The sequence below is a fragment of the Novipirellula sp. genome (genome assembly GCF_041583735.1).
Classification (GTDB): domain Bacteria; phylum Planctomycetota; class Planctomycetia; order Pirellulales; family Pirellulaceae; genus Novipirellula.
The window spans coordinates 1-3,486 of sequence record NZ_JBFHFD010000794.1; the positions used below are offsets into that span (position 1 = coordinate 1).

Below are 3,486 nucleotides of genomic sequence, written 5' to 3' on the forward strand. Positions count from 1 at the left end.
CCTGCGCCCACTCAAGCAACTTTCGGCACGACGTTGCCTGCGGCCGAGAACCATTTCAAGGAAATGGTGGCGACGCCGAGTAGCCGCCACCAAGGTGGTTGCCACATTCTAATGGGCGACGGAGCGGTCAAGTTTATCACCGATTCGATCGAGGCGGGAAGCAGTCGCAATACAGGCGGCGGCGGAGCCATGGTTCGTTTGGGTGGCACTGGCAACGCGGCTCCGGGCCAGCAAAGCCCCTACGGATTGTGGGGATCACTCGGAACACGTGCCAGCAAGGAAGTGATTGGCAGCGACTTTTAAACCGGCATTCCTTCGTTCGACGTTCGCATAACGCGAGGTCCAGCGACGAGAACTAACAAAGGGGGACGGTCGTCGAAGACAGGAATGTCGTTTCGGTGAACGCCCCCTTTTTTTTCCCCGTTTTTCGTCCTTCGCTTGGCCGATCTCGGACCGGATGTTTAGCCCAGCTGGTCGATGATCAGCGGGGCACATTTGACGCTTTGATCCGAAACGGTGACCGCGTTCTGCAATGGGCTTCGGTACTCGTCATGCAGACGTTTGTCACAATGCAGGCTGATGATCGGCGTGCCCCGCTTGACACGTTGTCCGACGCGGCAATGGACTTGCAGCCCGACACTTGGATCGATGCGGTCCTTTTTCTGCCGCCGACCGCCGCCAAGTTCGACCACCGCTTTCCCCAGCAATTCACAATCGACTTTTTCAATCCAGCCATCGGCGGGACTTTCGATCATCAACTCGCTTCCGATTGGACGTGGGAAATCGGGACGGCCTCCCTGTGCCACCACCATCTGTTCGAAACGTTCCATCGCGATCCCCGAGTCGAGGTGGTTGGTCAATTTTGTGATCGCGTCATCGCGTGACATCCCTTCGAGTGAAGCGGATAACAAGTTTGCACCGAGCTGTAGCGTTAACTCGCGGACTTCCGGCGGGCCAATGCCTTGCAGCACATCGACCGCTTCGTTGACTTCGATTGCGTTGCCGATCGCTGCGCCGAGTGGTTGGTCCATGTCCGAAAGGATGGCGGTGATCGGCAATTCGGATTGGGCACCGACACGAATTAACGATTGAGCCAGCTCACGAGCTTGATCGAGTGTTTTCATGAACCCGCCTGAACCGACTTTGACGTCCATCACCAAGGCGTCCAGTCGTGCGGCAAGCTTTTTGCTGAGGATGCTGGCCGTGATCAAGGCCACCGATTCCACCGTGCCGGTGACATCACGCAGCGAGTACAGACGTTGATCGGCGGGAGCGATTTTTGCATTGGCTCCGATAATGAAGACGCCCAGTTTGCGAAGCAGTTTGGTCGATTCGTCGATCGTCAGTTGCGTTTTGAAACCTTCGATGGATTCCAACTTGTCCAACGTGCCTCCGGTCAAACCGAGTCCCCGTCCGCTGATCATGGGCACGTCGACGTCACAAGTCGCCAGCAGCGGCGCGAGGATCAGCGAGACTTTGTCGCCGAGCCCCCCCGTGCTGTGCTTATCGACGCGTGGCCGGTCACTGCATCGCGGTAGCTTGTCACCGCTGCGCACCATCGCCCCGGTCAGGGCACTGATCTCGCCAGGCAACATGCCGTTGATACAGATCGCCATTGCGAACGCGGCCATCTGATAATCGGCCACCTTGTCGCTACAAAATCCATCCACCAAGAAATGGATCTCGCCTTCGGTCAACTCATGACCGTCACGTTTTTTTGCCAATATCGTTGCTGGTAGCATTGCCAAAAACCTTCTTGGTGACGAAAAAGATTGCAAACCGCTATAGTGACGATAGACGATCCGCCGGGTGCGTGATACTGGCGGCTTCGTTTCGATCCGCGTATCGTCTGCAAAGGCAAAGACAATCGATCAACGGAGAACGATTTGGCACCCGCAGATTGGGGTTGCCACTCTCGTTTTTACGATCGAAGCAAGGCAAAATGATGTGAGCCGCGGGCCGTAAGGCACCGGGTAATGCGTGGCACCCGGCCGCTCACGCGTCACGGCTCACCAAACTGACAACCCGCTCACGCCGTCGGCTCACTAAACAACCGCTGCTTCATCGGTAGATTGCGAGCAACCTGCTTGAAAGTCCGATTTTACCTCACAAAAGTTAAAAAGAAACGCAATGAAACATCGACTTGCATCTCTCGTCTTTCTCGGCTGTGTGTTTGCATCTCTAGCGAATCCCCTGCGCGCCGATGATGTCTCTGCTGCGACCGAGAACGCGGAATCGATGAGCGAAATTCAAGCCGGACCGCGGGCGTTATCCAAGGCATTTCGTGTTGCCGCGCGTCGTGCAACCCCTTCGGTTGTTACCGTGTTTGCCTATGGACAAAACGTCGAAACGACGGATGGCGAGAGCGAAACGGAGCGTCCAGGCCCGACCCCGCCAGCGGAAGAAAACGTCAATGGTGATGCCATTCCGTTGACCGGTCTAGGTTCTGGCGTGATCCTCAGCAAAACCGGATTGATCATTACCAATAACCATGTCATCGCCGGTGCCAAAAAGGTAGTGGTCCAACTTGCCGACGAAACGGAGATCGAAGCCGCCGAGGTGCATGGGGATCCCGACAGCGATGTGGCGATTGTGCGAATCGAGCGAGACAAGCCGTTTGATGTGGCTACGCTGGGGGATTCGGATCAAATGGATATCGGCGACTGGGTACTCGCGATCGGCAGCCCTTTCAAATTAGAAGCGACTGTCAGCGCGGGGATTGTTAGCGCCAAAAATCGGAAACTGCCCCGCATCCGCCGTGGTCGGTTGTTGCAAACCGATGCTGCAATCAATCCAGGCAACTCGGGCGGGCCGCTTGTCGATTTGGATGGAAAGATGATCGCAATTAACACGGCCATCGCAACACGCAATGGGGGCTATCAAGGCATCGGTTTTGCCATCCCCATCAATCAAGCGAAATGGATCGCCGATGAACTTGCCGCACATGGACGCGTTCGACGTGCCGCATTGGGGATTAGTTTGGCTGAACTTAATACCAAAGTAGCCAAAAAGGTCAACCTTCCGGTGGGGCTGGGGATCTTGGTCCATCAAGTGATCGCGGGATCGGCGGGAGCACGTGCGGGATTAAAACCGATGGACGTGATTCTCGAATTTGCCGGGGAACGAGTGCTCAATCCAAGCAACTTGCGAGAGATCATCGAGCGAAAACCGATTGGTTCGATGCAGAATGTCAAAATCTCTCGAGCGGGTAAAGAAATGACGCTGCAAGTCGAATTGGCTTCGATCGAGGATCCGACGTTACAGAAGAGTGATGAAGAAGAGAAGCAAGAGGGCGAGTCGGCAGAAGTAAAATCGGCAGAGTAACGAAACTCGCGTCGATTTTTGGCGTAGCCTATTCCGACTTCGTTTCCTCTTTGTTTTTTTCTTCGTCTTTGTCCGCTAACAAATCCGCGATTTCAAAGTGGCTATTGTTGCGGGCAAAGACTTCGGCGGTGTCGCCATCAATATCTTTCATCGTCTTGTCCG

Annotated in this window: 3 protein-coding genes; 2 read left to right on the plus strand and 1 reads right to left on the minus strand. The window is 55.2% G+C overall.

Annotated features, from left to right (window positions below):
• On the plus strand, positions 1–303 hold a 303-nt coding region (locus ABX962_RS32835; protein ID WP_372725908.1), incomplete at its 5' end, for a DUF1559 domain-containing protein.
• Positions 304–461: 158 nt separating this feature from the next.
• Here the strand turns inward: ABX962_RS32835 and ABX962_RS32840 are convergent.
• Positions 462–1,742, minus strand: a complete 1,281-nt coding sequence (locus ABX962_RS32840; protein WP_372725909.1) for a thymidine phosphorylase — start codon at positions 1,740–1,742, stop codon at positions 462–464.
• A gap of 388 nt (positions 1,743–2,130) precedes the next feature.
• Between ABX962_RS32840 and ABX962_RS32845 the strand changes: the two genes are divergently transcribed.
• Positions 2,131–3,324 (plus strand): S1C family serine protease, encoded by a 1,194-nt coding sequence (locus ABX962_RS32845; RefSeq protein WP_372725910.1) that lies wholly within the window; start codon positions 2,131–2,133, stop codon positions 3,322–3,324.
• Positions 3,325–3,486 lie beyond the last annotated feature (162 nt).

What these genes read in the sequence shown, in the direction of transcription:
- ABX962_RS32845 (WP_372725910.1), top strand. Translation starts at nt 2,131, where the DNA reads ATGAAACATCGACTTGCATCTCTCGTCTTTCTCGGCTGTGTGTTTGCA.
- ABX962_RS32840 (WP_372725909.1), bottom strand. Translation starts at nt 1,742, where the DNA reads ATGCTACCAGCAACGATATTGGCAAAAAAACGTGACGGTCATGAGTTG.